Consider the following 26,887-nt stretch of genomic DNA (forward strand, 5'->3'; position numbering starts at 1 on the left):
GTATAAGAGACAGCCATGACCCACCCCGCCTCCTCCACCCCGGCCGGCCCGCAGTCCGAGACCACCCGCCGCGTCGACCTGGACGTCACCGGCATGACCTGCGCCTCGTGCGTGGGCCGCGTCGAGCGCAAGCTGGGCAAGCTCGAGGGCGTCACGGCGTCCGTGAACCTGCCGCTCGAACAGGCGACCGTCACCGCGCCCGCCGGCGTGTCGGACGAGGAGCTCGTGGCCGCCGTCGAGAAGGCCGGGTACGGCGCCACCGTGCGCCGTCCCGCCCCGCCGGCCGGACACGCCGGACACGCCGGGCACGCGCACACCTCCGAGCACGGCGAGGAGCACGGCGAGGAGCACGGCGAGGAGCATGCCGCGGACCATGACGGCGTGGACCACCACGACCACATGGCCCACGGTCCGAGTGAGGACGTGCTCACACCGCGCCTGATCGGCGCGGCGGTGCTGACGGTGCCGCTCGTGCTGATCTCCATGGTCCCGGCGCTGCAGTTCCCGCACTGGGGCTGGGTCGCGTTCGCCCTGGCGGCGCCCGTGGCGCTGTGGGCGGCGTGGCCGTTCCACTCGGCGGCGTTCCGCGCGGCCCGGCACGGCTCGTCCACGATGGACACCCTCGTGTCCCTGGGCGTGCTCGTCTCCTTCTCCTTCTCGGCCGTGGAGCTGATCCTGGCGCCGGACATGACCGCCCACGTGGGCGGGACCATGGCGGAGATGGCCCACCACAGCCTGTACTTCGAGACGGCCGCGGTCATCACCACGTTCCTGCTGCTGGGCCGCTGGCTCGAGGCCCGCGCCAAGCGGGAGGCCGGCGCCGCGCTGCGGGCCCTCCTGGACCTGGGCGCGGCCCAGGCCACCCTCTACGACCCCGAGACCCACGACGAGCGCACGGTGCCCGCCGAGTCCCTCGCGCCGGGCGACGTCGTGCTGATCCGCCCCGGCGAGAAGGTGCCCACGGACGCCGAGGTGCTCGAGGGCACCTCGGCCGTGGACGCTTCCCTGCTCACCGGCGAGTCCGTGCCCGTGGAGGTCGGCCCCGGGGACGCCCTCACCGGCGCCACCCTGAACACCTCGGGCCGGCTCGTGGCCCGCGCGACGCGGGTCGGCTCGGACACGACGCTCGCCCAGATGGGGCGGCTCGTCTCCGAGGCGCAGACCGGCAAGGCGCGCGTGGCCCGGTTGGCCGACCGCATCTCCGCCGTGTTCGTGCCGATCGTGCTCGGGATCGCCGTGCTGACCTTCGCGGTGTGGATGATCGTGACCGGCGACCTGCCGTCCGCGCTGCGCGCCGGCGTGGCCGTGCTCGTGATCGCGTGCCCGTGCGCCCTCGGCCTGGCGACCCCGGTCGGCCTGCTGGCCGGCACCGGCCGCGCCGCGCAGCTGGGCATCCTCATCCGCGGCCCCGAGGTGCTCGAGGACTCGCGCACCGTGGACACGATCGTGCTGGACAAGACCGGCACCGTGACCGAGGGCCGCATGGCGCTGGCGGACGTGCTCGTCCTCGACCCCGCTTTCGTGGCCGAAACGGGCGCCTCCCGGAGCGCTTTCGTTGACGAAACGGCGCCGGACCAGGCCGCCGACGTCCTGCTGACCCTGGCGGCCGCCGTCGAGCGCGGGTCCGAGCACCCGATCGCCCGCGCGATCGTGGCCGGCGCCGAGGAGCGTGGCCTGACCGTGCCCGGCGTGGCGGACTTCGCCTCCACGGCCGGCGGCGGCGTGTCCGGGCTGGTCGCCCTCCCCCACGACGACGGCGCACCCGGCTCCGGCGCGCACGGCGCCGCCGGCCCGGATCCGGTCCGCGTGGCCGTCGGCCGCGGCTCCGTCCTCGAGACCGCCCTCGACGGCGGCATCCCCGCCGAGCACCGGGCCGCGTTCGAGGCCGCGGAGCAGGCCGGCGCCACGGCCGTGTGGGTCGCGGTCGGCGGCCGCGTGGCGGGCGTCCTGTCCGTCCGGGACACCGTGAAGGACACCTCCGCCGACGCGATCGCCCGCCTGCGGCAGATGGGCCTGCGCCCGCTGCTGGTGACCGGCGACAACGCCGCCGTCGCCGCCCAGGTGGCGGAGGCCGTCGGGATCCCGGCCGAGGACGTGGTGGCCGGCGTGCGCCCCGAGGACAAGGTGGACGTGGTGACGCGCCTGCAGTCCGAGGGCGCCGTGGTGGCCATGGTGGGCGACGGCGTCAACGACGCCCCGGCGCTCGCCGCGGCGGACATGGGCATCGCCATGGGCTCGGGGACGGACGTGGCCCGCGAGGCCGCGCAGATCACCGTGATGGGCGACGACCTGCACCAGGTGGTCCAGGCGCTCGACCTGAGCCGCCGCACCCTGGGGATCATCCGGATGAACCTGTTCTGGGCGTTCCTCTACAACGTGCTCGGCATCCCGGTCGCGGCCCTGGGCCTGCTCAACCCGATGATCGCCGGCGGCGCGATGGCGGCCTCGAGCGTGCTCGTGGTGCTGAACTCGCTGCGGCTCACCCGCTACGCGCGCTGAGCCGGGGCGGGGCCGAGCGCGGGCCGGGTCCACCCCGGCCCGGCCGGCCGGTCAGGGCAGGCATTCGCGGGAGTACTCGAGCCACTGCTCGAGCTCCCCGGACTCCTCCCAGAGCTGGTAGAGCTCGGAGCAGGAGGGCTCGCGGATGACCACGCCGATCAGCTCGCGCAGGGTCTCGACGTCCTCGTCCGAGAACTGGTCGATGAAGGCGGTGAGGTCCACCTCGTCCGTCTCCGCGTGCTCGAGCAGGGCCTCGAGGTCCGCGTGGTCCTCGTTCCGGGCGATCCGCACGAGCGCCCCGAGGGTGAGGAGTGCGGCGCCCTGGCTCGCGGTCAGGTGGCCCTCGTCCTCGTCGCGACGGAAGTTCCTGCGGAACTCGTCGAGGTCGAAGGTACCGTCGAGGACCTCGTCCACGATGTCCAGCGCGGTGTCGTTCTGGAAGACGTTTCTGCCCCATGCGCCCATGACCTGACCCTAGGGCATGTCTGACAATCGTTTTGACCATGCGATCACAGCATTCAGGACCACAGCGGCCCTGTAGATGATCGCGTACTTGTCATACCGGGTCGCCAGGCCCCGCCACTGCTTCAGGTGCGCGTACTGGCGCTCGATGACGTTGCGGCCCTTGTAGGCGGCCGCGTCGAGGCTGACGGGGCGCCCGCCGCGGGCACCGCGCCGTCTGCGGTGGCCCTGCTGGTCGGGCGCGGCCGGTCCGGGTCGGGAGCATCGGGGCGATCAACTCCCATTGGGCGTCGGAGAGCATCTGGAACCGGGACATGTCCCCAGGGTCTCAGCTGACTCGTGCATCTATTCTCAGACACGCCCTAGGCCCGGGGCGGGCCCCCGGCAAGAGTGCTGTGGTGTCCCGCCGAGGGGGTGCCGTCGCCTCCACTTCCGGTGTCCGCGGCGGTTCCTAGACTGGGCGGCATGAACACCGAGCCGACCCCCTCGTCCGCCACCCCCGAGACCGAGTCCGCCGCCGCGCCGTCGTCGTCCGGGCTGCCGCAGGCCGCCCCGCAGGCGGCGTGGCCCGAGCGCGTGGAGACCGGCGAGCACCAGGTGTCCTACCGGGCCACCGTGGCCGCGCCGGCGCACGAGCTGTGGGCGATGCTCGCGGACCCGCACCGCCATCACGAGGCGGACGGGTCCGGGACCGTGCGGCCGAAGGTGAGCGGGCCGCACCGGCTGGCCGTGGGCGACCGGTTCCGCGTGGCCATGCGGAAGTACGGGGTGCCGTACACGATGACGCTGACCGCCACCGCCGTGGACGAGGACGAGCTCGTGGAGTGGGCCCACCCGGGCGGACACCGGTGGCGCTGGGCGTTCCAGGACAACGGGGACGGCACCACCGAGGTCACCGAGACCTTCGACTACTCGTGGGCCCGGCCGGCCGTGCGCCGTGCGTACGAGCTGCTGCGGGTGCCGGCGGACAACGGGAGGGGCATCCAGTCGAGCCTCACGCGGTTGGCCGGCCGTCACCTCTGAACCGACCCCGTCTCCGTCCGCACTTTCGTTCGGGAAACGGCGGCGTGTCGGGCACTTTCGTTCGGGAAACGGTCGGCCCTCGCGCCGTTTCTCGAACGAAAACGCGCCGGGGACCGCCGTTTCCCGAACGAAAACGGGGGGTGCGGGGGTCAGACGGCGGACCAGTGGGTCGCGGCCGGCGGCTGCGCCAGGTGCGGGGTGACGAGCGCACGCCACGCGAGGAACGCGTCGGACTCGCGGAAGGCCACGGTGTGGTCCTCGAGCGTGCGCCAGCCGATCAGCAGCCGGTAGCGCGCCGGGTCCTCCACCTGCCGGGACAGTGCGAAGGACGTCGCGCCCCCGTCCCGGAACAGCGGCTCGGCCTCGGCGACGGCGGCCTCGAACGCCGCCTCCGCCCCCGCGGCCACGTGCAGCTCCACCGACTCGATGACCGGACCGGCCGTCGTCGCGCCCTGCCCGGCGCTCACGCGTGCACCCGCGGGCTCGTGGAGTGGCCGGTGAACCAGGCTGCGAGCTGGCCGTCCGCCTCGATGCCGACCTCGATCATGCGGTCGCGACCGAACTCCACCGACTGGCGGGCGGTCGCCACGAGGTGCGCGCCGAGCCTGGCGGGCGCCACGTAGGTGATCTCGGCGCGCCGGGTGACGGGGGCGGCGCCGAAGGTCGCCACGCAGTACGCCAGCGCCGAGTCCGCGAGGTGGAACAGGAAGCCGCCGTGGCAGATCTCGTGGGAGTTCACCATGTCCGCGGTGACGTCGCGGTGCAGCACCACGCGGCCCTCGGCCACCTCGCCGAGGGTGACGCCGTGCTCGCGCACCGCGGGGTCGTTCGCGTAGATCTCCTCGAGGCGGGCGAGGATCTCGTCCCGGCTCTGGCCGGACGAGCTCTGGGGGGTCTCAGTCATGGGCCCATTGTGTCGCAGGTCGCGCCGCCCCGCGCCTAGGGTGGCGGCGTGACGCAGACCACCTCCACCCCCGCGCGCCTCCGCGCCCGCGACGGCTTCGTGCTCGCGGCCCGCCACTTCGCCCCCACGACGGCGCCCCAGGCCCGGCCCGCCGGCGCGGTGGTGATCGCCCCCGCGACCGGGGTGAAGGCCACGTACTACCGGCGCTACGCCGAGTTCCTCGCCGGCCACGGGTTCCACGCGGTCACGTTCGACTACCGGGGTGTCGGGGAGTCCCGCGAGCCGTTCGCCGTGGCGCGGCGGGCGCGGTGGGCGGACTGGGGCGCCCTCGACGCGGACGCCGTGCTCGGCTGGGCCCGGACGCGCCTGCCCGGCCCCCTCCTGACGGTGGGCCACAGCTTCGGCGGGTTCGGCGTCGGGCTCGCGGACGAGGCGCGTCACGTGGCCCGGCACGTGGCCGTCGGCGGGCAGCACGCCCACTGGCGGGACTACCGGGCGCGGCCGGGGAGGGCGCGGATGTGGGCGCGCTGGCACGCGGCGATGCCGGCGATCACGCTGGCCCGCGGGCACTTCCCGGGGCGGCGGCTCGGCTGGCTCGAGGACCTGCCGCGCGGGGTCGCCCTGGACTGGGCGCGCAGTCGCCGCGACTTCACCGCGAGCGCCCGCACCACCGCCGGCCGGGACGAGCTGCGCCGTCGTCTGGCCGCGTTCACGGCGGACGCGCTGATCGTGGCGCCCGTGGACGACGACTTCGGCACCGACGCCGCCCTCGACCGCGCGGACGCCTACTCGCCGGGTCGGCAGACGGTGCGCTGGCGGGTGCGGCCGGAGGAGCTCGGTGTCGCGGAGATCGGGCACTTCGGACTGTTCCACGCTCGGTTCGCGCCGGCCTTCTGGCCGGCCACGCTGGAGTGGCTGCGCGACGGCGTCGCCCCGGCCGCGGCCCGCTGAGGCTCGCGCACCGGAATCGCTGCGGCCCGTCCCGTCCCCGCGACGACGACGGCGGCCGCCCCGGCCCGGATCTCCGGGCGGGACGACCGCCGTCGCACTGGTGCGTGTGATGTGTCGATACTACCCCGCGCCCAGCGGATGCCCAGGCGGCACGTCAGTCCTGCATCGCGTAGTCGATGACGACGCGGCCCTCGATCTTGCCGTGGCGCATCTCCTCGAACACGTCGTTGATCTCGGTGAGCGGGCGGGTGTGGAACGTCGGGTGGATCTTCCCGGCCGCGTAGAACTCGAGCGCCTCGACCATGTCCTGCCGGGTGCCCACGATCGAGCCGCGGATGGTCAGGCCCTTGAGGACGATGTCGAAGATCGGCGCGGGGAAGTCGCCCGGGGGCAGGCCGTTGAACACGATGGTGCCGCCGCGGCGGGTCATCGCGATGGCCTGGCCGAACGCCTGCGGGTGCACGGCCGTGACGAGCACGCCGTGGGCGCCGCCGATCTTCTCCTGGATCTCCACGGAGGGGTCCGCGACGTTCGCGTTCACGGTCAGCTCCGCGCCGTGCCGGGAGGCGAGCGCCAGCTTGTCGTCCGCGACGTCCACGGCCACCACGCGCATGCCCATCGCCACGGCGTACTGCACCGCGATGTGCCCCAGGCCGCCGATGCCGGAGATCACGACCCACTGCCCGGGCCGCACCTCGGTCTGCTTCAGCCCCTTGTACACCGTGACGCCGGCGCACAGGATCGGGCCGACCTCCATCGGGTCCGCGCCCTCGGGGATCACGGGCGCGTAGCGGGCGTCCACGAGCATGTACTCACCGAACGAGCCGTCCACGGAGTAGCCGCCGTTGACCTGCTCCTCGCACAGCGTCTCCCACCCGGTGCGGCAGTACTGGCAGTGGCCGCACGCTCGCCACAGCCACGCGTTGCCGACCATGTCCCCGACCTTGAGGTTCTCGACGTCGGGTCCGACCTCCTCGACGATGCCCACGCCCTCGTGGCCCGGGATGAACGGCGGGGTCGGCTTCACCGGCCAGTCGCCCTCCATCGCGTGCAGGTCCGTGTGGCAGACGCCCGAGGAGATGAGCTTCACGAGCGCTTGGTGCTGGCCGGGCGTCGGGCGCTCGACCTCCGTGACGTCGGCCTCTGTGCCGAACTGGGTGACGACGGCTGCCTTCATCGTGGTCATGGGGATCACCTTTCGTGGAGTGGGGAGGGGGGGTCGTGCGGTGCCGGCGTCGGCTCAGAAGAACCCGAGCTTGTCCTCGGAGTAGGAGACGAGCAGGTTCTTGGTCTGCTGGTAGTGGTCGAGCATCATCAGGTGGTTCTCGCGGCCGATGCCGGAGGACTTGTACCCGCCGAACGCGGCGTGGGCCGGGTAGGCGTGGTAGTTGTTCACCCACACGCGGCCGGCCTGGATCGCCCGGCCCGCGCGGTAGGCGGTGTTGCCGTTCCGGGACCACACGCCGGCGCCGAGCCCGTAGAGCGTGTCGTTGGCGATCCGCATGGCGTCGTCGAAGTCGGTGAACGTGGTCGTCGAGACCACCGGCCCGAAGATCTCCTCCTGGAAGATGCGCATCGAGTTGTCCCCGCGGAAGATCGTGGGCTGCACGTAGTAGCCGCCGGCCAGTTCGCCCTCCATCTCGGCGCGGGCGCCACCGATCAGCACCTCGGCGCCCTCCTGACGGCCGATGTCCAGGTAGGACGTGATCTTCTCGAGCTGGTCGTTGGAGGCCTGGGCGCCCATCATCATGTCCGTGTCGAGGGGGTTGCCGGTCACGATGCGCGAGGTCCGCTCCACGACGGCGTCGAGGAACTTCTCCGCGATCGACTCCTGCACGAGCGCCCGCGACGGGCACGTGCAGACCTCGCCCTGGTTCAGCGCGAACAGGGTGAAGCCCTCCTGCGCCTTGTCCCAGTAGGCGTCGTCGGCCGCCATGACGTCCTCGAAGAAGACGTTGGGCGACTTGCCGCCCAGCTCCAGGGTCACCGGGATGATGTTCTCCGAGGCGTACTGCATGATCAGCCGGCCCGTCGTCGTCTCACCCGTGAACGCGATCTTGCGGATGCGCGGCGACTGCGCGAGCGGCTTGCCGGCCTCGAGGCCGAAGCCGTTGACCACGTTGACGACGCCGGCCGGCAGCAGGTCCGCGATCAGCTCGATGAACACCATGATCGAGGCCGGCGTCTGCTCGGCGGGCTTGATCACGACGGCGTTGCCCGCGGCCAGCGCGGGCGCCAGCTTCCACACCCCCATCAGCAGCGGGAAGTTCCACGGGATGATCTGGCCGACCACGCCGAGCGGCTCGTGGAAGTGGTAGGCGACGGTGTCCTCGTCCACCTGGGACAGGCCGCCCTCCTGCGCGCGGATCGCGCCGGCGAAGTACCGGAAGTGGTCGATGGCCAGCGGCAGGTCCGCGTTGAGGGTCTCCCGGACGGCCTTGCCGTTGTCCCAGGTCTCCGCGACCGCCAGCATCTCGAGGTTCTCCTCCATGCGGTCCGCGATGCGGTGCAGCACGAGCGCACGCTCGGCCGCCGAGGTGGCGCCCCAGGCCGGGGCGGCCTTCCAGGCGGCGTCGAGGGCGACGTCGATGTCCTCGGCCGTGCCGCGGGCGACCTCGCAGAACACCTTGCCCGTCACGGGCGTGACGTTCTCGAAGTACTGGCCCTTGACCGGGGGTGTCCACTCTCCTCCGATGAAGTGCTCGTAGCGGGACTTGAACTCGACCTTGGCGCCCTCGGTGCCGGGGAATGCGTAGACGGTCATGGTGCTGGCTCCTTTGCCTGCGGTTGCCTCGGCGCCGGTGGCGCCCTGCCGTGGCTGTGACCCTAGTCACAAGGATGTTGCACGGAGGTTGCAGCCGGGCGCGGGTGAGGGGCGGGCCGGGTCAGGCCAGGTCCCGCTCGATCCGCTCGAGCGTGGCCACGGCGAGCGCCCGCCGCGGCGAGTCCGCCGGCAGCAGACGCAGGGCGGCGCCCCAGAGCTCGACGTCGTCGCGGGCCTCGGGGCGGCCCAGGTAGGCCCAGAGCTGTTCGACATCCGCGTCCTGGGCGACGGCCTCGCGCAGCGCCTCCCCCAGCTCCGCGCGGATCGAGGCGACACCGGGGGACGCCGACCGCGGCAGCACCGGCCCGGCCGCCGCGTGCAGCGCACGGTCCAGATCCCCGGCGCGCAGCGCCTCCCGCGCGCACAGCAGGTCCGCGTGCACCTCCCCCACGAGCCGGTACGGCCGGGACAGCAGTGCCACCGGCGCCCCCACGTCCCGCAGCGCCCGGCGGAGTCGATGCACCTCGGCGCGCAGCGAGATGGCGCGGGCGGGGGAATCGCCCGGCGCGGGCCGGGGCCCGGCGGTCTCCTCCGGATACAGCGCGACCTCGAGCTCGGCGCCGGTCAGGCCCGGGCCGTGCCACGCGAGGAGGGTGAGGATCTCGGCGTGCCGGCCGGTGAGCTCGACCCCGTCCAGCGTGGGCGGCAGGTGGCCGGTGACGCGCAACAGGCCCGCGGCGGCGTCGTGGCGGTGCGGCGCGGCGGCGGGGCTCGGCCCCGGCGAGGCGGACGGCGGAGCCGAGGGGCCCGGCGTCGGGGCGGTGCCGCGGGGACGGCCCCGGGACGGGGCGGGCAGGTCCCGCCAGGCGGCGTGCACGGCGTCCACGGTGGCCTGGAGCAGCGGCAGGGCGAGGTGGCTGACGGCGTCCTCCCCGCCCGTGAGGTCCAGGACCCCGACGAGCCGCCCGGTGGCCGGGTCCGTGAGCGGGACGGCCGAACAGCTCCACGGGTGCACGCGCGGGCTCAGGTGCTCGCCGCGGCTGACCTGCGTGGGGGCGCCGGTCGCGAGGACGATGCCGGGGGCGGAGGTGCCCATGGACGCCTCGGACCAGTCGGCGCCCGCCACGAAGCCCATGGTCTCGGCGTGGCGCACCGCGGTCCGGTCGCCCTCGACCCACAGCAGGTGGCCGCGCGCGTTGCCGATCGCGGCGAGCATCCCGGCCTCGGCCGCGGGGTGGATGAGCATGCGGCGGACCACCGGCAGGGCCACGGCGAGGCGCTGGTCTCGGCGGGCGGCGGCGAGGTCGTCGTCGGAGAGGGTGGCCGGGTCGGTCTGGCCGGGTACCGCGGGGGTGAGGGCGCCGAGGGAGCGCAGCCAGGACTCACGGACCTCTCGCCGCAGCCCCTGCAGGGCGGCGCGCAGGCCCTGGTCTGCGCCGGCCGGAGCGGTGGGCGACGACGGCGCGAGCGACAGGCGGACCGCGGCGAGGGACTCGTGGGCCCGGTCCACGGCGCGTCGGTAGGCGCCGGTGGCGAGGGTCGAGCTCATCCCGAGCCTGCCATCAACCGCGAGCGGATCAGGAACCGCTTGCCCTCGGGGGCCTCGACGGAGAAGCCGGAGCCGCGCCCGTCCACCACGTCCAGGGTGAGGTGGGTGTGCTTCCAGTATTCGAACTGGGCGGCGGACATCCAGAACGGGATCTCCACGGCGGCCTGGTCCCCCTCGGCCGGCAGCGCGAAGGTGCCCAGCAGGACGTCGGCGGCGCCGGTCGTGAAGTCGCCGGCGGGATAGCACATGGGCGCGGACCCGTCGCAGCAGCCGCCGGACTGGTGGAACATGAGCGGGCCATGGATCGGGAGGAGTCGGCGGATCAGCTCGAGCGCCGCGGACGTCATGGCGACGCGGGACAGGGTCTCGCCCGGCATCTCGGGGCGAGCCTCGAGCGCGGGCGCATGCTCCGCCGACGAGGACGGCACGGTCATTGCGGCCTCCTGGGGATGGGCGATCGTCGGTCCCCCCACCCTAGCCTGCAACGTGATCCACGTCACCCCACCTGGCGTCATGGGAGCGCCCCGGAGGGTGCACCGGGGGGCTGGGTCGCGCGCAGGGCCAGGTGCTTCGCCGCGAGCCAGACGTTTCGGCTGCAATCAGGGGCTGATCACGACCGAAACGTCTGGCTCACGGCGCGGGGGTGGCGCGGAGGTGGGGAAAGCGAGGTGGGGAAAGCACGAGGGCTGGGGCGGCGGGCGGCTCACGCGGCCACGCCCGGCGTCCCCCTCGTACACTCGGCACATGCTCCCGGACCCCAGCCCCACCGTCACCGTGGACGGCCTCCTGCTGCGCCCGCTGCGCGCCGCGGACGAGATCGCGGCGCGCGAGGCGGACGCCGAGCTGCATCGGGAGGGGTTCGACTTCCTGATGGCCGGCACCCGCTCCTTCCCCGCGATCCGCCGCGCGTTCGCCGCCGAGGCGCGCGGCGACGTCGAACCCGGCCGCGTGCCCGCCTCCTTCTACGTGGGCGTGGACGAGGCGGGCCATCTGGTGGGCCGGGTGTCCGTGAGGTGGGAGCTGAACGAGGCGCTGCGGCACGTCAACGGACACGTGGGCTATGCGGTGCGCCCCGCGTTCCGGCGGCGGGGCCACGCCGCGCGGCTGCTGCGCGGCGCCCTGACGCTGCTGGCCGCACGCGGGGTGCCCGCCGCCCTGCTCACGTGCGACGAGACGAACACCGCCTCCGTGGCCACGATCCGTGCGTGCGGGGGCGTGCTGCGGGACCGGGTCGAGGCGGACCTCGACGGTGCGCCCTTCCCCGTGCCCCAGCTGCGCTTCGACGTCCCCACGACGGCGGCCTGACCGGAGGGACGGCGGGGACCGCGCCGCCGGCCTCAGTAGGCCTTGACGCGCTGCTCCACGATCAGGTGGATGAGCGCGAACCGGCCCTCCTCCTGGACCGCCTTGAGCGCCGCGTCCACGGCCGCCGGCACGTCCGCGTCCCGCTCCACGCGCACCCCGAAGCCGCCGAACGCCTGGGCCATGGCGGCGAAGTCGGGGTTCTTCAGCTGGGTGCCGGAGACGCGCTCGGGGTACTCGCGCTCCTGATGGGTGCGGATGGTGCCGTACTCCTGGTTGTCCATGACGATCACGAGGGGCTTCGCGCCGTACTGCGCGGCGGTCGCCAGCTCCTGACCGTTCATGAGGAACTCGCCGTCGCCGGCGATGGTCACCACGGTGCGGTCCGGGAAGTTCAGGGACGCGGCCACGGCGCCCGGCACCGAGTAGCCCATGGAGCCGTTGCGGGCCGAGATCATGGCGCGGTAGCCCTCGGTCGGGAAGTACCGGTGCGCCCAGTTGGTGTGCTCGCCCGCGCCGAGGGAGATCATCGAGTCCTTCGGCAGCTTCGGCACCAGGTTGGCCATGAGGGTGGCCATCTTCGCCTGACCCTCGGACGGCTCGGCCGGGGGCAGGGCCGCGAACTTCTCCTGCTCGCCGCGCATGCGGGAGGTCCACTCCTCCCACTCCGGCTTGACCTCGAGCTCCATGCGGACGAGGTCGCGGATGAACACGTCCGGCTTGGCCACGATCTGGTGGGACACGGGGCCGGAGCGGCCGCGCAGGGACGGGTCGATGGTGACCAGGAAGTTCTTCTTGTCCCAGTTCTGGCGGATGGTGAAGCCGTTGGTCACGACGTCGCCCGGCACGGTGCCGACGAACACGATGAGGTCGGTCTCCTCGAGCATGTCGTAGGTCGGCTTCGGGCGACCGTAGCCGATCGGGCCCACGTAGGACGGCGAGGAGAACGGCACGGTGCCCTCGGTGCGCCACTCGGCGGCGGCGGGGATCTTGTGCTCCTCCAGCCACGTCGTCAGGGTCTGCGCACCCTCGTCCGTCCAGTCGTTGCCACCGGTGATGAACAGCGGCTTGCGGGACTCCTTGAGCGCGGCGTGCAGGGACTTCCAGTCCTCCACGGTCATGCCGCCCGGGGCCACGGGGATCTGCGGGTGCAGGTGCGCGTCGATCTCCTGGCGGATCACATCCTCCGGCAGGCCGACGACGACGGGCCCGGGCCGGCCCGAGCTGGCGGCGAACATGGCCTCGGCCACGATCTCGGAGGCGCGCTCCGGGTGGTCCAGGACCATCACGCGCTTCGCACCGGTGCCGAACCAGGCGTGCGGGTCGAACTCCTGGAAGGCCTCGCGGTCGCGGTGCTCGAACGGGATCAGGCCGACGAACAGCACGAGCGCCGTCGAGTCCTGCCACGCGGTGTGCAGGCCGACGTGGGCGTTCGCGGCGCCCGGGCCGCGCGTCACCATGGCGACGCCGGGGACCACGTTCATCTTGCCGTCGGCCTCGGCCATGTACGTGGCGCCGCCCTCGTGGCGGCACACCACGTTCTCGATGCCCGAGTCGTACAGGCCGTCCAGGACGTCCAGGTAGGACTCGCCCGGCACGGAGTAGACGCGCTTCACGCCGTGGGACTCGAGGGTCTTGACGATGACGTGCCCGGCGGAGAGGCGACCGGTCGCCTGGGAGGTCTGGGACATGGAGGTCTCCTGTGCTGGTTCGGGGGCCCCTCCGGCCCCGTGGGTGCACCCCGCCGCGCAGACGGGGTCCGTGGGGGTCAGGGTACTGGACGGGACGGCGCCGGAGGCCACCCGATACGCGGCGTGAAGCCGGTGACGGGAGGGCGGACCCGCCGTACGCTTTCCCCATGCTCTCCGCGCCGACGCTCTCCCGCCTCGCCTCCCTGGCCGCGTTCCTGAACACCGCCCCCGGCCTGCGGGGCGGTCAGCCGGCCGACGAACGGTTCACCGCCGCCACGCAGCTGCCCTCCCTCGTCCCTGAGCTCCAGGAGGACGAGGTCCGCCTCCGCCTGGCCGCCGCCGCGGCCGTGCGTGGCCGCGAGCTCCGCGGCCGTCTGGCCGAGGTCTGGGCCCTCGCCGCCGGGGACGAGGCGGCCGCCGTGGAGCGCGTGAACGCCCTCCTCGCCGCGGCCGGCCCGCTGCGGCTGACGGCCGGGGGCGACGTCGTCGGGCTGGCCCCGGCGCAGGTCCCCGCCGACGCGGTGGAGCGGCTGGCCGCGATGGCCGCCCTCGCGCTGGCGGAGACCGCGATGGACGGCGAGCTGACCCGCCTGCGCGTGTGCGAGGGCGAGGACTGCGAGAACGCGCTCGTGGACGCCAGCCGGAACCGGTCCAAGCGGTTCTGCGACGAGGCCAACTGCGCCAACCGCACCCACGTGCGCTCCTACCGGGCACGGCTGGCCGAGGCGGCGGAGTCCGCCCCCGCGGCGGATCCGGCCGGGCCGGAGGAGGCGGAGGCGCCGGAGGCCGTCGTGGACTCCGAGGCCGCCGCCGACGAGCCCCGCCGGGAGACCAAGAAGGAGAAGAAGGAGCGCAGGAAGGCGGAGAAGAAGGCCCGCAAGAAGGCGGAGAAGAAGGCCGGCAAGAAGAAGTCGGACAAGAAGAAGGACTGACCCGGCCCCACCCGCCGGGGGACGGGGCGGCCTCGTGGTTCCGTCGGCCGACCGGACACCCCTAGCCTGCGAGGCATGAGCGAGCACACCCCCGCCCACTCCTACAACCACCACCGCCGGCACTCCTCGCTCGGCTACCTAACCCCAGCCGAGTACGCTCGGCAGTGCACCCATCAAATGGAAACCGACGACTCACAGAACGTCCGGACCGAATGAAGGGGGCGGCTCACGTGAGAGAACCTGGACAGATCGCAACGTCCGGTCGAGCCGGTCAGGCTCCCCGTCGCGAGACCCCTCGCGGCACCGCCTCCGGCGCGGCACCCTAACAATGTCAGTGGTCATCGGTAGCGTAGGACATGCCCCGAGAGCACAACTCAAAACGCGCCTCAGCGCGGAGGAGAACCAGCGCAGCATGACAACGTTCAGCACCAGGTGGTCGCACGGCCCCAGCAGCACAACGTGTAACCGTGACGCCCATCGCCAGGAGGTCGCCCGATGACCCCGTCGGTGCCGGACGAGACCCGAAACGCTCACGAAGAGTTGCTCGCCCAGCTCCGCGACCTGGTGCCCAGTGCCTTCCTCGATGGGGAACTTGATCGTAATGCGTTGCTCGGGGCGCTTGGCCTTGACGGCGAGGTCAAGCCTGCCTTCTCCTTCACCTGGCCCGGGATCGAGCGAGCACGCCAGGACGCGCGTGTCCCCACTACAGCAACGCTTGTGCCCGACGAGGACGCTTCCCTGCGCTGGCCGGATGCTCGTGATGTCCTGATCGAGGGCGACAACCTGCAGGTGCTCAAGCTCCTGAAGAACGGCTACTCGCGGGCCGTCAAGCTGATCTACATCGACCCGCCCTACAACACCGGCGACACGTTCACCTACAACGACGACTTCGCGGTGCCCGAGCGGCAGTACCTCGAGGAGACCGGTCAGGTTGATGACCAGGGCAACGCCACGACCAGCCGGATCGAGACCGGCGGGCGCAAGCATGCGCCGTGGCTGACCATGATGTTCCCGCGTCTGGCGCTCGCGCGTCACCTGCTGCGCCGCGACGGCGTGATCCTCGTTTCCATTGATGACAACGAGGTCCACCACCTGCGGCTGCTGCTCGATGCCGTATTTGGCGCAGAGAACTTCGTCGGCAACTTCATCTGGAATGGCGGCCGTAAGAACGATGCTCGTCAGATCTCCGTTGGACACGACTACGTGGTGGCCTACGCGCGTGACCACACCTATCTGCGCGAACAGGACGCGCGCTGGCGTGAGCGCAAGGCCGGTCTCGACGAGATTTACGGGAAGGTCAAAGAGCTACGCGCTGTTCACGGTACAGATTATGAGGCGGCAACGGCGGCGCTACAGGCCTGGTACAACTCACTGCCTGACGAAGCCCCCGCAAAAGCGCACAAGCACTATCGCGTGATTGATGCTCGAGGTGTCTACTTCGCGTCAGATCTAAGAAGCCCGAACCCGAGGCCCAATCTCGTCTACACATTCCGCGGTCACGAACCGCACGCGAATGGCTGGGCCTACGGACGGGAGAAGATGGAGGCGTTCGCCGATGACGATCGCATCGTCTATCCCAAGAAGGAGGGCGGGCGCCTCCAGCTCAAGTCCTACTTGCATGAGCATGAGGAGTGGGCACCCGCGTCCGTCTTCTATAAGGATCGCCGTGCCGCATCGAAGGCGCTAGACAAGCTCATGGGAACAACCGTGTTCGACTACCCGAAGGACACGGAAGTGCTCGCCCGCCTGTTCCACGCCATCACCGACGACGGCGACCTGATCCTTGACTTCTTCGCGGGATCCGGTTCGACGGGCCAGGCAGTGTGGGAGCAGAACCCGAAAGACGGCAAGACGCGGCACTGGATTCTGGTGCAGGTGCCCGAGAAGCCTGATGCGTCCGAGGAGTCGGGCAAGAACGCGCTGGCTGCCGGGTACGAGACGATCTTCGAGGTGACGGCGGAGCGACTGCGCCGTGCGGCGGCCTCCCTGCAACAGGAGACGCTCGATGCGCCACAGCTGGGCTTCCGGATCTTCCGCACGCGTCCGACGAACCTCGTCATCGACAAGCCGCTGTTCGCGCTTCCGGAGATGACCGGGCAGAGCTACCTGACGCAGGTGCTCGACCACACGGCGGGCGCTCCGGTGGTTGATGGTGCGAAGCCGCTCGACGTTGCGTGGGAGGTGGCGCTCAAGGCCACGGGAACGAGGCTCGATACGCGCGTGACGACGCATGAGGTGGACGGCGTGGTCGTCTACGAGTTCACGCCTGCCGTGGGCAATACGTCCACAGGACGTCTCCTGATCTCGCTCGATGCGTTCTCGCTGGCGACAGCGGATGCGCTGGGACTGAGCGACGACGACACCCTGATTCTTCGTGGTGACCAGGCCGAGGACTCGGTGACGCTGACATTGGCGCCGCGGTTGCAGTCAAAGCTGATTCTTCTGGAGCGGGTGCCTCGTGAAGTTTCGCTTTGACGATCAGCCGCACCAGTCGGCCGCCGTCTCCGCGGTGGTCGACCTGTTTGAGGGTGCCCTCGTGCCGCCGCGCGATGCGCTCGCTGGACAGGCGCCTGGCGCGGACGGGCACGCAGGCTTCACGCTGGAGCGCTCCGTCCTCGCGGACAACCTGACGATGATCACGGCTCGTGAGGCCGTTGATCCGCAGGCGCAGCTTGAGCTGCTTACGGAGACAGATCTCGAGGGCGCAGAGCGGGAGTTCCCGAACTTCTCGGTTGAGATGGAGACCGGTACGGGTAAGACATACGTCTACATCTCGACGGCGCTGCGCTTGGCGGAGCTGTATGGGCTGCGGAAGTTCGTCATCCTCGTCCACTCGATCGCGATTCGTGCGGGCGTGGTCAAGACGTTCGAGCAGACCGAGGAGCACTTCCGGCTGAAGTATCCCGGCGTCCCGTACACATGGGGTGTTTTGGGCGAGAACTCGGCGCTGAGCGACTTCACCGAGCCGTCGGGCACGGTGCAGTTCCTGGTGGCAGGCGTGCAGGCGCTCGATAAGCCGGAGAAGAACACGCTCTACGCGAGCGCTGAGCAGCCACAGCTGTGGGGAGACTCGCTCAGTGGTGTGCAGCAGATCGCGAAGGCTCGTCCGGTTGTCCTGATTGACGAGCCGCAGAACATGGCGACGCCGCTGCGCCGTCAGGCGATTGCCACACTGAATCCGCTGGTGGCGCTGCGCTACAGCGCAACGCACAAGGAGTCGTTCAACCTCGTGCACAGGCTCGGCCCGAAGCAGGCCGCCGAGGCTGGTCTGGTCAAGCGGGTATCGGTCAAGGGAATCGTCGCCGGCGAGGATGGCAAGCCGTACGTGCGCCTCGACAAGCTTCGGAGCGTCCGCAAGCGCCTGATGGCCGAGGCGGTCATCCACAAGGCCGGTGGCAAGCGGGTGCCGGTGGTGCTGCAGAACGGCACCGACCTGTTCGAGGAGTCCGGCAAACTGCCGCAGTATCGCGGGTTGGTGGTCGAGAGCATCGAACGTAAACCCGACCGGGTGATCTTCGAGAACAAGCTCGTCGTGCAGGCCGGGACTGAGACCGGCGTGGATTCCGAGGCTGTCTGGCGTGATCAGATCCGCCATACCATCCGAACGCACCTGGCTCGGCAGGGGCAGATCGACTCGATGAACCGTGGCATCAAGGTGCTGTCGCTATTCTTCGTCGAGCGTGTGGCTGACTACGCCGGTGACGAGGCGGTGCTGCCTGCGATGTTCGACGAGCTGTTCCGTGAGGAGTGGCTCCGGGCAGGCAATTCCGAGAGCGAGATGCCTGACCCTGCCGAGCTGCGGGTCGCCTACTTCCCGTCTACCAAAACGGGCATCCTGAAGGACACATCGGGGCGTGCATCGGACGCCGAGCTGGAGGCGCGGGCGTACCAGGAGATCATCGCGAACAAGGAGCTCATTCTCGACCGCGCCAACCCGCGCGCGTTCATCTTCTCCCACTCTGCGCTCAAGGAGGGCTGGGATAACCCGAACGTCTTCCAGGTCGGGTTCCTGCGTCACACGCGCTCCGAGCTGGAGCGTCGACAGCAGATCGGCCGTGGCCTGCGTCTGCCGGTGGACCAGAACGGTCACCGCGTGATGGACCCGGCGATCAACAGGCTGACGCTCATCGTCGACGAGTCCTTCACGGAGTTCCGCGACGGCTTGAATGCCGAATACATCGCCTCTGGTGGTGGCTCCGGCGAGGCCGGCCCCGAGGTCGACAACGCCGACAATGAGGTCGTCGTCCGCAGGCGCCCTGCCCTGTTCGAGAGCCCCGAGTTCGCTGAACTGTGGAAGCGTATTCGCTACAAGGCGCGCTACCGCGTCACCGTCGATCCGGACGCACTCCGCATCGTGCTCGCAGCATCGGAACACCTGGCCGACCTCGAGTTCATCGAGCGCCGCGCCAACGTCGTGCAGTCCGCTGATCTCGTCTACGACGACGAGGGGCATGTCGTCACTGCGGATTCTGCAGTGGCAGAGTCGCGCGGCGAGCGCATCGTTGCTGCAGGCCAGCGGCTGCCCGACGTCGTGCAGCTCATCGAGGATCAGTTGCAGTACGGCAAGTTCCCGCTCCAGCTCACCCGCCCGACCCTGGCTGGGATCGTGCGCGAGATCCTGAACTATCCCGACCGCGACTACGCCCGGCACGTCCTCGATGATCCTGACCGCTGGGCACGCATCGTGGCGAACGCCATCCGTATCGAGACCATCGAACAGATGGTGCGCGGTATCAGCTACGAACCCATCGACGAGACGGACTGGTGGGATGCCGAGGTCGTCTTCCTCGAAGTCGAATCCAAGAACCCGCCGCAGCCTCTGCCGGGCAACCCCGATCCGAAGAACGGCGTCATCGCCGCGCCTGAGGGCGGCGTGAACCTCTACGACCACGTCGACTACGACAGTCACGTCGAGCGTGCCTTCGCCGCACAGCTCGAGAACAACCGCGAGCACGTCAAGCTCTTCACCAAGCTGCCGCGCCGCTTCCGCGTGCGCACGCCTGTGGGGGAGTACTCGCCGGACTGGGCCATCGTCTACGACGAGAACGGCACGCAGCGGCTCTACCTCATCCGCGAGACTAAGGACACCCGCAATCTCGACGACCTCGACTGGGACGAGGCCATGCGCATCCGCTTTGCCGAGCACCACTTCGATGCTGCACCGATTGGGCCGGTCGATTACAACTACACGACCGACAAGGCAGGGCTGCTTATCGGCGGAGCCGCCGGTGGCGGAGATGGAGACGCGCTATGACCCCCTCCTATCCACTCTGGTCAGACGAACCAGCGACCGAGGATCTACTGGCGTTTCGTGCCGTGGCAGAGACCGCCGCGGACGCAATCTTTGACGATGGGCTGGACCCAGTTGCGATCGGCCTCTCTGGAGCCTGGGGCAGCGGCAAGACCAGCGTACTCGAGCTGATCAAGTCGGAGATCACGGAGCGATCTGAGGATATCGATCGCAAGGTGCTCGTTATCCCGACTCAGCCGTGGCTCTATGACCCCGCAATTGGGCCAAAGGAGAGCCTCATCGCTGAGGTGCTGGGTGCTCTCGGCAACGAGTTCAACGATGAGGACCCGGTCGGTAAGGCCGGCCTGGACGCGTTCAAGCGTCTCGTGCGCAAGGTGAACTGGTCGAAGGCCGTCAAAATGGCGGCCAAGACCGCTATCACGATGCAACTACCGAAGATTGACGATGTCTTCGGCCTGGTTAGCGATGAGCCCGAGAGCCTCGACAGTCAGAAGGGTATGGCTGCCTTCCGCGAAGAGTTTGAAACGCTGTTGGCGGACCCTGCTCTTGCCCATCTTTCGCGTGTCGTGGTGCTTGTTGACGATCTGGATCGTTGCCTGCCCGATACCGTGGTCGAGTCACTCGAAGCGATTCGTCTGTTCCTTTCGGCGAAGGGCATGTCCTTCGTGATCGCGGCTGATGAGGACCGCGTCGCCGAGGCGATCCGGCAAAAGCTCGGAACAGCAGCTCCGAAGGACGGGGATGAGGACCCGGCCAAGCTCTACCTGCACAAGATCGTCCAGACGACCATCCCGCTCCCCGCGCTCAGCCGGTTCGACACCGAGGCCTACCTCTTCCTGCTGCTCGCGAAGGCTGAGTTCCGTGATGATGAGACGGCCTATGCGGCGTTCGTCGCCAAGTGTGACGAACTGCGTATCGGCGGCGGCAGCCTGGACGATCTGGAGATCGAGGACGGCAGTTCGGTGGCGGAGCATCTCGTTACGGCCACCCGTCTCACGCCGATCCTCTACGAGAAGTTCCACGGCAACCCGCGACGGATCAAGCGGTTCCTGAACGATCTGAATGTGCGTCAGTCGGTCGCCCGGCGTCGTGGGTTCGAGTTGGAGCCCGATGAAGTCGCCAAGCTCATGGTGCTGGAGCGAATCCTCACTGACGACTTCGAGACTGTGCTCGGGTGGCTTGCATCGAATCAGCTACGCGACAAACTTGAGGCGCTCGACATTGCGGCCAATGGTCGCGTTGATGGGCGCGAGGGCGAAACGCCCGAACTCTCGGAGGACGACTCACCGAAGGCGGCGCGCGCGAAGAAGAGTGCCTCTGTACCGGAGCCCGAGTCTGAGTCCGCCCGCGACGACGACTTCAGCGACACGCTCCGGCGCTGGGCGAAGCTTCCGCCCGCACTCGAAGCCACCGCCATTTCGGGCTATCTCTTCCTGGCGGCATCGTTCGCCAAGATCGAGGTAATCGACACTGAGATGCCCGAGCGACTCCGTGATCTTGCTGTCGCCCTGACGTCGAGCCTGAAGCTCGACCGCGCAGGCGTTACCGACGAAACCCTGAAGCTACTGCCAGAGGGCGACGCCCAGATCCTGGTTAGCCACCTCGGACGCCGTACTCGTGACCAGCCTGCCTTGCAGAAGTTCACCGTTGAGAGCCTGCTCCGCCTCGCTGCTCAGCAGCCGGCCACACAGCCGAGCGTCGTGGCGGCGCTGAGGGGCCTTCCCGCTGCAAGCGTCGAGCCCGCGACGATCATCAAGTTGCGTCCACTTGATCAGACGGTCTATCGGCCGGTACTTGATGCTTGGCGGGCAGGCTCAGATGACCAGCAGCTCCAGCAATCCGCAGGCATCGTCGAGAAGGCATGGAGCGGCAATGGGAACTAGCGGCTCTTTCGGTGGCAGCGGTGGGAAGGACGCAGGCGATCTCCGCGACAACATCGCCGCATGGCTTGATGCAAGTGAGCCAGGCGGCGCCGATGGTTCCGACGCTGGAGGCGCGAACGGAGACGACGGGCAGACGGAGCCAACACGTCCAGGAACCCCTGGTCAGTCACCGAAGGTAGATCTCCGGCCCGCGCTTCGTGTGCTGCTCAATTCGCGCGGACGTGGCGGGAGAAGTGACGGCCCCGGCGGTGGTGGCGGTGGTGGTCCTAGATGTAGGAGGGCATGACGTTGTTGACTCGGGCCGGTGCCAACGAGGCCGGAGGAGCGTCTCCGCAGGAGGTATGAGGCCGATGGTAGTTGTAGTGGTTCACCCACACCGCCAGGGCCTCACGCCGAGCTTGCTCTGAGGTGTAGGGGCGGGCGTAGAGGACCTCATCGACCATCAGCCGGTTGTACCGTTCGACCTTCCCGTTATGGCGCGGGGTGTAGGGTCGGATCCGGTGATGCCGGCCCCCGAGCGAGACCACCTTCGCGGTGAAGTCCGCAGCCCGGTAGTTGTTCCCGTTGTCCGTGATCACCCGGTCCACGGTGATGCCGTGGGCGGCGAAGAACGCCCGCGCCCGGCAGTAGAAGCTCACGGTCGTGGCCGCCCGCTCGTCCTCCAACGCCTCGGTGTAGGCCAGGCGGGTGTACCCGTCGATCGCCGAGTGCAGGTAGGTGTAGCCGACCCGCCGGCCAGGCCCGCGCTTGGAAGCACGGCCTGCTTCACTTTCACGTCCGTGGGTGCGCCAGCCGCCCCCGTCTGGGATCTTCCCGATCTTCTTCACATCCAGGTGCACCATGTGCCCCGGCCCTCTCGCGGTGATCTTCTGGGGTCGTTGGCGCAGGTCTTCTCCGGCCGGGGTCAGGTCCCGTAGGCGGGAGATCCCGAGTCGGTGCAGCCACCTCCCCACGGTGCGCAGGCACAGCTGGTGGCCTTCGGAGGCGAGGTGGTGATGGATGCGCCGTGCGGACCACTTGCGCTCCCGCCGCAGGGCGTGGATCTGGGCGACCAGGACCGGATCGAGCTGGGCAGGTGAACGGTGCGGCCGGCTGGGCAGGTCCTGAAGGCCGGCTTCTCCCTGGGCGCGGTAGCGGGCGACCCAGGTGGCCACCGTGGGCCGGCTCACCCGGAACTCGGCGGCCACGTGCGCCTGCGGGATCCCGTCGTGCAGGTGGCGGTGGACCATCCTGAGACGGCCGGTGGGAGTCAGGGGTGCGTTAGCGTGAGTCATGAGCGGGTCTCTTCTGGCAGGTCGGTGGTGTAGGAACTTCCATCCTGCGGGAGAGGCCCACTCGTCTCATCTCAGCCCGGTACCCATGTCAAGAACCTCATGACCCACAACACCTAGAGGCGGAGGCGGTGGCCGCTCGTCAGGCGGCGCGACGCGGTCCGTTGGGCGGGTGTCGCGCGCGGCTGGGCGCGCCGGCCGGCTGGCGTTGGCCTACTCTTCGGGCAACAGCGAGGCCCTGCGTGAGGCAGGTCTCAACTACGAACAGCTACAAGCGCTCGGCGACCCTGTCGCGATTGGACTCAAGATCGTCGAGACGGCCTTTGAGTCCCAAGCCGATAGCACGCTGGCTGACGCCGAGGAACGCGACATCGTCTCCATTGTGGTCGAGTGGATCCTTGAGCAACCCGCGGATCATCCGCCGACGCCTGAAGAAGTCGTCAGGAAATCGATCGAAACGACGATCGCTGAGACCGCTCTGACCGAGGTGTCGTCGACGATCTACGCCAAGGACGCGAGCTTTGAGAAGCGGCGGAGCCTGGAACGGCAGATTCGTGACGTCGCGGCAGAGTACGCGGCCCAAGCGACGCTGAGCCCGGACGGCGCAACGGAGCAGCAGATGGCCCAGGCCATTGAGAATGGGATCCGTGACATCGGGGCGATCTTCGGAGTCGCGTCATGAGACGGCTACTGCTCACGCTCTCCGAAGCAACCGCAGACTTTGCCCAGCAGGCCAACGGCTTCGACGAGGTCTTCCTGTGGACTCGCAACGGTCGTACGACCTTCACCGGCGGTGTCGATCCGCACCTGGCTGGGCTTGGTGCCGTCAACCCGCGTAACGTCGACCTCGTCCGGATCGCGCTGGCAGTCCTTGCATCGGATCGCTCCATACTCCGCGAAGCGGGCGGCTCAAGCTGGAACGATCGAGATTTTCATCTCACTGTGGAGGTCGACGACCCCGCCGTGTGGACATCCCACGCCGAGCAGTTAGCCCAAACCGTCGGGTTCCTCTCCGGTGACTACTGGACATTCAGCTTCACGCAGGCGCCGGCCGCCGAGGAGACTGGCCTCCCGATCGACGAGCAGCACTACGACCGGACGGTGCTGCTGAGCGGCGGCGCGGATTCAGCCGCCGGGGCGCTGCTGACTGCGGTCGAACTGGGAAAGAACCAGTCCCAATCACTGGTATCGCACTACAGTTCAACCGCGATCTCGCCGGTACAGCAGCGCATCGTTGGTGCGATCGCCGACCTGGTGCCCGACTTTCGGCAGGTACATCACCAGTTCCATCTTCATCGAAGGTCGAAGCGCCTTGACGGGTCATCCTTTAGAAGCGAGACATCGACCCGCTCGCGCTCGCTGCTCTTCCTAGCGCTGGGGCTCGCCGTCGCTGAGCGCGCTGGATCGACACTCTGGATCGCCGAGAACGGGTTCGCCTCGCTGAACCCGCCACTCGGCCCCGACCGTCGTGGCAGCCTCTCGACTCACACGACCCATCCGCGCTTCCTGCGTGAGCTATCTGCACTGATGCTGAGCGTAGGCGGACATGGCCGTATCGAGAATCCCTTCGAGGCTCTCACCAAGGGCGAGATGTTCCGCCGGGTCGCGGATACTGTCGGCGTCGACGCTGCTTCGGCCTACCTCAGTAGCACCAACTCCTGCTCGCATACCGATGGGCGCTATAGCGGCGCGCCAGCCGGATCCTCCTGCGGGGTCTGCTTCGGCTGTCTCGTTCGCCGAGCAGCGTTCATCGCCTCTGATATTCCCGATGCGACCACCTACCTGGCAGACGACGCGAGCGGTAGGTACAGCGCGTTCGTGCATCAGAAGTCGATCGTTGAGCCGCTCCGTGACTTCGTAGACCGGGGCATCCGGCCACGCGACGTGATGGCGATGTCACTGCCGGAGGGATACACCGCGCAGGACGCGCTCGCGCTCTCCCGGCGGGGAGTTGAGGAACTGCGGGGGCTCTTCTGATGGCACCCCAACTTCCCCCGCTCGACCTGCATGCGCATATCAACCCGAAGACTCGCCCAGCCGACCTCGAGCGGCTCGGCGCGGTCGTGTTCGCGGCGACTCGATCGTTGGATGAGTACGAGTCTGTGAAGGGTCGCCGCGATCAGGTTACGATCTGGGGCGTGGGCTGCCATCCAGGCGTCGCGCAGGCGCAGCAGGATTTCGACGCAACGAGGTTTGGCTCGTTGCTCGCGTCGACCGCCTTCGTGAGTGAGATCGGGTTAGACGGGCGCTCAAAGGTGCCCATTGCGGATCAGGAGCAGGTATTCGCCTCGGTGCTTAGCGCGCTTCAGAGGACTCCCCGCGTCGCCTCTATCCACAGTTCAGGTGCGTCGGGCCGCGTCCTTGGCGCGCTGGAGCGCACGCCGATCAAGGGCGCTGTGCTCCACTGGTGGCGCGGCAACGAGGCCGAGACGTTGCGGGCGATCGAACTCGACTGCTGGTTCTCGATCAACGCCGCAGGAATGAAGTACCCGTCTGACGTCTCACTGATCCCGCTCGAGCGGATTCTTGCCGAGACCGACCATCCGTCCGGTGATCGCACATCCACTTCGCTGCGACAGCCGGGTTCCGTCGACGACGTCGAACAGGCGCTGGCGAGGATCTACAGCCTTGATGTCCAAGCTGTCCGCGGGCAGGTCTGGGCGAACCTGGTCCGCCTTGTGGGTGAGACGAACGTTGACGGCCTTCTCCCTGCCGCTGTTCGGCGGATGACCGCCTTCGCGCGTGCGAACGGAGCATCGCGATGAGGCCAGCCAAGGAGACCTCAGCAGTCAAGCTGCCGTTTGAGACCGGCGAGTACCTCATCACCTGGCAGGTGCCCGACCGTAGAGGTGGCCACCTGGCGATCCCGGGACTCCTGACCGTCGAGCAGGGGAAGTACCCAACCGGGATCCTGTACGGCGATCTGCCGATCGAGTGGGTGTCCGAAGAGGCGACAGGAGTCGCCTCGTTTCCGCAGCGCCACGCCTTCGACGTCCTCACGGGCCGGCTCTCAAGCGGGGCCTACGTGGCCCTGATGAACGGCGAACTCAGCTACAGCTTCCCAGGAAGCGGCCGAGCCGTGGGAGCCTTCGCAGCGCTGTCACTTGAGGCATTCAACACCTCGGAACATCGGAAGTATGCCTCTATCGAGCTCCAGATCGAGGGTCTGGAATCGGTCGCGGGGGTCGCACCAATCTCTCGGGTCAAAATGCCGATGAAGGCTGGCGACGAGCCAGTCTGGGAGGCCACCGTCGACAAGGACGCCAAGTTCACCTGGAGCGGCGGTGGCCAGTCGATGACTTTCAGCTACGACTACAGCGTGCGGGCGCTCGACGGCTACGAGTTCAGGATGGCCTTCGGCCCCGTCTTGCGCCTCACTTTGGACGAGCCATTGACGGTTGTCGATTGGTGGCTTGAGTGGGTGCGCCCTCTCCGCCAGCTCATCTCACTCCTGACGGGTGCTCCCCGTGAGCTTCGGTACCTTCTCGCGGTGGTCGATGAGGCCGCCCCGCGCTCGCACCGCGACCAGGTGTTCGGCTGGGACATCACCCACCTGCCCGTCAACTCAACCCGCGCTGCGGTTGAGGAGATTCGTTCGGCGGTCAACCTTGCGAACGACGGCCTGAGCCTGCTCGACCTGCTACATGCCTGGCAGCGACAGATCACGACTAGGCATCCCCTCTTTGAGACCTACGGTGCAATGGCAACGGCTACTGACCAACATCCCCGCTCAAGGTTCCTACTTCTGCTCCAAGCGCTGGAGGGGTCATACGGCTTTGAAAACCGCGCCAAGCATGAGGCGGACAAAGAGAAGTACAGCCTCAAGCGGGAGGGCGTACTCGCGCGTGCCCAGCAAGTTCTCGAGAAGGCCGACTTCACATTCATCAACAAGAACTTCCGTCGGGAGGCTCAGCAGGGCCTCGACTCGGCGCTCGCAGATCTGCTGAAGCGACTGCCGGACAAGGTCTCGGAGGAACTCACGAAGACCGAACTGATCAAGGCCGTTCGCAAGGAAGACACCGGTAAAGGAACGCTCCCGCTCCAGACTGCTCTCACAAGAGCCCGAAACACACTGTCGCACGGCTCAGGCTCATTCGAACCCCAGCACTTGGCGATCGTGGCTGACATCCTCGAACGGGCGGTGCGTTCTGAGGCCATCCGATTACTTGGTGCTCCGCTCGGCGCGCAGGAGCGTGCATCCAAGAAGGGGGATCGTTGAGTTCATGGTGGCGACTTCTTATCGCGCGATTCGACCCGCGGTTGGATTCGTATCCGCCATGGGCTGACCCCGTTTCGTAGGTCCAGTCGTTATGAGAGTCGTCCTGTTGCCCGCGGTCGCGGGCAGGGAGACTGGTCAGATCATGACGAACAGCAGGAAGCGTCACACCCCCGAGCAGGTCGTCCG

General features: G+C 69.1%; 22 protein-coding genes and 1 pseudogene. 13 read left to right on the top strand and 10 right to left on the bottom strand.

Annotated elements, in window-relative coordinates; translation table 11 throughout:
* The first annotated feature begins 15 nt into the window (after positions 1-15).
* Positions 16-2,499, top strand: coding sequence for a heavy metal translocating P-type ATPase (locus J1M39_RS10255; RefSeq protein ID WP_159228204.1), 2,484 nt, complete (start codon positions 16-18; stop codon positions 2,497-2,499).
* A gap of 51 nt (positions 2,500-2,550) precedes the next feature.
* Here the strand turns inward: J1M39_RS10255 and J1M39_RS10260 are convergent, their stop codons facing one another.
* Positions 2,551-2,964 carry a DUF4259 domain-containing protein gene (locus J1M39_RS10260; RefSeq protein ID WP_036384294.1) on the bottom strand — a complete coding sequence of 138 codons (414 nt, stop codon included), beginning with the start codon at positions 2,962-2,964 and terminating at the stop codon, positions 2,551-2,553.
* 9 nt (positions 2,965-2,973) lie between these two features.
* Positions 2,974-3,210: pseudogene (locus J1M39_RS10265) on the bottom strand (IS5/IS1182 family transposase); the annotation flags it as partial.
* 216 nt (positions 3,211-3,426) lie between these two features.
* On the opposite strand from J1M39_RS10265, the gene J1M39_RS10270 reads away from it, so the two are divergent.
* Positions 3,427-3,984 (top strand): SRPBCC family protein, encoded by a 558-nt coding sequence (locus J1M39_RS10270; protein ID WP_063189317.1) that lies wholly within the window; start codon positions 3,427-3,429, stop codon positions 3,982-3,984.
* A 149-nt stretch (positions 3,985-4,133) separates the two neighbouring features.
* Here J1M39_RS10270 and J1M39_RS10275 read toward each other — a convergent pair whose 3' ends face one another.
* Positions 4,134-4,451, bottom strand: a complete 318-nt coding sequence (locus tag J1M39_RS10275) for a putative quinol monooxygenase (protein ID WP_095347676.1) — start codon at positions 4,449-4,451, stop codon at positions 4,134-4,136.
* Entirely contained in the window at positions 4,448-4,888 is a 441-nt protein-coding gene (locus J1M39_RS10280) for a hotdog fold thioesterase (RefSeq protein ID WP_036316750.1), read from the bottom strand. The genes J1M39_RS10275 and J1M39_RS10280 overlap by 4 nt, the downstream gene beginning before the upstream one ends.
* 48 nt (positions 4,889-4,936) lie before the next feature.
* Here J1M39_RS10280 and J1M39_RS10285 point away from each other — a divergent pair, with 48 nt between their 5' ends.
* On the top strand, positions 4,937-5,839 hold the full coding sequence (locus J1M39_RS10285; RefSeq protein ID WP_206496747.1) for an alpha/beta fold hydrolase: 903 nt from the start codon (positions 4,937-4,939) through the stop codon (positions 5,837-5,839).
* A gap of 154 nt (positions 5,840-5,993) precedes the next feature.
* Here the strand turns inward: J1M39_RS10285 and adhP are convergent, their stop codons facing one another.
* The 4 genes from adhP to J1M39_RS10305 all read right to left on the bottom strand — a co-directional run bounded on the left by adhP (position 5,994) and on the right by J1M39_RS10305 (position 10,586).
* Positions 5,994-7,025 carry an alcohol dehydrogenase AdhP gene (gene adhP / locus J1M39_RS10290; RefSeq protein WP_036316753.1) on the bottom strand — a complete coding sequence of 344 codons (1,032 nt, stop codon included), beginning with the start codon at positions 7,023-7,025 and terminating at the stop codon, positions 5,994-5,996.
* Positions 7,026-7,079: 54 nt separating this feature from the next.
* Positions 7,080-8,603 (bottom strand): acetaldehyde dehydrogenase ExaC, encoded by a 1,524-nt coding sequence (gene exaC, locus J1M39_RS10295; RefSeq protein WP_159228274.1) that lies wholly within the window; start codon positions 8,601-8,603, stop codon positions 7,080-7,082.
* 121 nt (positions 8,604-8,724) lie between these two features.
* Positions 8,725-10,152 (bottom strand): helix-turn-helix domain-containing protein, encoded by a 1,428-nt coding sequence (locus J1M39_RS10300; protein ID WP_036316757.1) that lies wholly within the window; start codon positions 10,150-10,152, stop codon positions 8,725-8,727.
* A complete protein-coding gene (locus J1M39_RS10305) occupies positions 10,149-10,586 on the bottom strand; it encodes a DUF779 domain-containing protein (protein WP_010079970.1) in 438 nt (145 codons plus the stop codon). The genes J1M39_RS10300 and J1M39_RS10305 overlap by 4 nt, the downstream gene beginning before the upstream one ends.
* Positions 10,587-10,896: 310 nt before the next feature.
* Between J1M39_RS10305 and J1M39_RS10310 the strand changes: the two genes are divergently transcribed.
* A complete protein-coding gene (locus tag J1M39_RS10310) occupies positions 10,897-11,457 on the top strand; it encodes a GNAT family N-acetyltransferase (protein WP_041103409.1) in 561 nt (186 codons plus the stop codon).
* 32 nt (positions 11,458-11,489) lie between these two features.
* Here J1M39_RS10310 and J1M39_RS10315 read toward each other — a convergent pair whose 3' ends face one another.
* The gene (locus J1M39_RS10315) at positions 11,490-13,145 is read right to left on the bottom strand and encodes a thiamine pyrophosphate-dependent enzyme (RefSeq protein ID WP_049144858.1); all 1,656 of its coding nucleotides are present in this window, start codon (positions 13,143-13,145) and stop codon (positions 11,490-11,492) included.
* A 167-nt stretch (positions 13,146-13,312) separates the two neighbouring features.
* Here J1M39_RS10315 and J1M39_RS10320 point away from each other — a divergent pair, with 167 nt between their 5' ends.
* The 5 genes from J1M39_RS10320 (at position 13,313) to J1M39_RS10340 (ending at position 21,211) form a co-directional block, all read left to right on the top strand.
* Positions 13,313-14,077, top strand: a complete 765-nt coding sequence (locus J1M39_RS10320; protein WP_069942012.1) for a CGNR zinc finger domain-containing protein — start codon at positions 13,313-13,315, stop codon at positions 14,075-14,077.
* 75 nt (positions 14,078-14,152) lie between these two features.
* Complete coding sequence (locus J1M39_RS10325) at positions 14,153-14,293, top strand: hypothetical protein (protein WP_206496763.1); 141 nt, start codon at positions 14,153-14,155, stop codon at positions 14,291-14,293.
* A 279-nt stretch (positions 14,294-14,572) separates the two neighbouring features.
* Positions 14,573-16,552, top strand: a complete 1,980-nt coding sequence (locus tag J1M39_RS10330) for a DNA methyltransferase (RefSeq protein WP_206496748.1) — start codon at positions 14,573-14,575, stop codon at positions 16,550-16,552.
* Positions 16,536-19,331: a restriction endonuclease gene (locus tag J1M39_RS10335; RefSeq protein ID WP_206496749.1), complete on the top strand. Its 2,796-nt coding sequence runs from the start codon at positions 16,536-16,538 to the stop codon at positions 19,329-19,331. The genes J1M39_RS10330 and J1M39_RS10335 overlap by 17 nt, the downstream gene beginning before the upstream one ends.
* 62 nt (positions 19,332-19,393) lie before the next feature.
* Positions 19,394-21,211: a P-loop NTPase fold protein gene (locus J1M39_RS10340; RefSeq protein ID WP_206496750.1), complete on the top strand. Its 1,818-nt coding sequence runs from the start codon at positions 19,394-19,396 to the stop codon at positions 21,209-21,211.
* A 266-nt stretch (positions 21,212-21,477) separates the two neighbouring features.
* On the opposite strand, the gene J1M39_RS10345 is transcribed toward J1M39_RS10340, so the two are convergent.
* Complete coding sequence (locus tag J1M39_RS10345; RefSeq protein ID WP_206496751.1) at positions 21,478-22,485, bottom strand: IS481 family transposase; 1,008 nt, start codon at positions 22,483-22,485, stop codon at positions 21,478-21,480.
* 169 nt (positions 22,486-22,654) lie between these two features.
* On the opposite strand from J1M39_RS10345, the gene J1M39_RS10350 reads away from it, so the two are divergent.
* From J1M39_RS10350 to J1M39_RS10365, 4 genes are read left to right on the top strand one after another with little or no spacing between them, the layout of a single operon-like run.
* Complete coding sequence (locus tag J1M39_RS10350) at positions 22,655-23,164, top strand: hypothetical protein (RefSeq protein ID WP_206496752.1); 510 nt, start codon at positions 22,655-22,657, stop codon at positions 23,162-23,164.
* Positions 23,161-24,459 carry a hypothetical protein gene (locus J1M39_RS10355; RefSeq protein ID WP_206496753.1) on the top strand — a complete coding sequence of 433 codons (1,299 nt, stop codon included), beginning with the start codon at positions 23,161-23,163 and terminating at the stop codon, positions 24,457-24,459. The genes J1M39_RS10350 and J1M39_RS10355 overlap by 4 nt, the downstream gene beginning before the upstream one ends.
* The gene (locus tag J1M39_RS10360) at positions 24,459-25,247 is read left to right on the top strand and encodes a TatD family hydrolase (RefSeq protein WP_206496754.1); all 789 of its coding nucleotides are present in this window, start codon (positions 24,459-24,461) and stop codon (positions 25,245-25,247) included. Before J1M39_RS10355 ends, J1M39_RS10360 begins: the two co-directional genes overlap by 1 nt.
* The gene (locus tag J1M39_RS10365; RefSeq protein ID WP_206496755.1) at positions 25,244-26,701 is read left to right on the top strand and encodes an ApeA N-terminal domain 1-containing protein; all 1,458 of its coding nucleotides are present in this window, start codon (positions 25,244-25,246) and stop codon (positions 26,699-26,701) included. Before J1M39_RS10360 ends, J1M39_RS10365 begins: the two co-directional genes overlap by 4 nt.
* Positions 26,702-26,887: the final 186 nt, after the last annotated feature.

Source organism: Micrococcus sp. KRD077, assembly GCF_017168505.1.
Taxonomy (GTDB): domain Bacteria; phylum Actinomycetota; class Actinomycetes; order Actinomycetales; family Micrococcaceae; genus Micrococcus; species Micrococcus luteus.